This is a genomic window from uncultured Shewanella sp. (genome assembly GCF_947495455.1).
Lineage (GTDB): Bacteria > Pseudomonadota > Gammaproteobacteria > Enterobacterales > Shewanellaceae > Shewanella.
In genome coordinates, this window is sequence record NZ_CANLZC010000217.1 from 1 (window position 1) to 1,364 (window position 1,364).

Below are 1,364 nucleotides of genomic sequence, written 5' to 3' on the forward strand. Positions count from 1 at the left end.
GCCTATGTTGATTGATACAGGCAATTACACACCACCTCGAAATGAGCTTGAGCAACAACTGTGTCACATTTGGCAAGCCGTTTTGGGGCTGGATAAAGTGGGGATCCATGATAACTTTTTTCGTATTGGTGGTAACTCCATCAATGCCATACGTCTTATCGCGAAGGCGAGCACTCTGCTTGATAAGGATTTCTCTTTAGCTGAGCTATTTACCTACCCAACAGTGGCTGGCTTGTCACATCATTTACAAGTGATGGTGGGTAGTGAGGTATTACTTATTCCCTCGAGAGATAAAAGGGTTTTATCCCCTCTTTCTTTCGCTCAAGAGCGCTTATGGTTTCTTGAGCGTTTCGAGGCGGGCAGTGATACGTACCATATGCCTTATTTGGTGCAGTTACAGTCGACAACCAATGCTGAATTATTGTTAGCAGCGATTAATCAACTTGCACAACGTCACCCAGTGCTGAACAGTGTGTACTTGGAAGCGGAGTCGGGTGAAGGTTATACCCAAGAGCGGGAAAGTCCGCTTAAATATCAAGTGCAACAATGTGCGTCAAAAACTGAACTTGAACAGAGTGTTAGGCTTGAGATTCAAACGTCATTTAATTTAAGTGAGCAAGCGCCGTTGCGTTTGTGTCGTTATGATGTGGATGATAGCCGCTATTTGTTATTAATGTGGCATCACATTGCTTTTGATGGTTGGTCAACTGAGATTTTTATTGATGAATTGATGGAATTTTATCAAGCACTTGATGCTGGTATTGAGCCTGAACTTACTGAATTATCTATTAGTTACTCTGACTTTGCTATATGGCAACGTGATTATTTACAAGGTGAGGTGCTGAAGGGGCAACTGAATTATTGGCGCGCTCAGCTAGCGGATATTGAAATCTTGAATTTACCGACCGACAAGACTCGACCGACACAAGTGGATTATTGCGGGGCTGATTTTGAGCAAGTGTTAGCGGTGTCTTTATCGAATGATTTAAGAGCGCTGGCACGAGCGCAAAATACGACTTTATTTACTGTGATGCTCAGTGCATTTTACTTAACCTTGAGCCAACTTTGTCATCAAGAAGATATTATAGTTGGTGCGCCGTCGGATAATCGGCATCTGGCGCAAACACAATCGCTAATTGGCTTTTTTGTTAATTCGCTGGCACTACGAACACAAGTGTCTCCCCATTTAACTTGTTCAGATTTAATCGCTCAAGTGGATAAATGTGTGCAAGGTGCAAGAATTCATCAAGATTTACCGTTTGATAAATTGGTGAATGAGCTGGGGGTTGAGCGTGACCTGTCACGGCATCCTATTTTTCAGGTGATGTTTAGCGTGCAAAGTTTTAGTGCGAGAGTTAAAAGTG

At 42.8% G+C, this 1,364-nt stretch carries 1 protein-coding gene; it reads left to right on the top strand.

What is annotated here, in order from left to right; genetic code table 11:
• On the top strand, nt 1-1,364 hold a 1,364-nt coding region (locus tag Q0791_RS24810; RefSeq protein ID WP_299011941.1), incomplete at both ends, for a condensation domain-containing protein.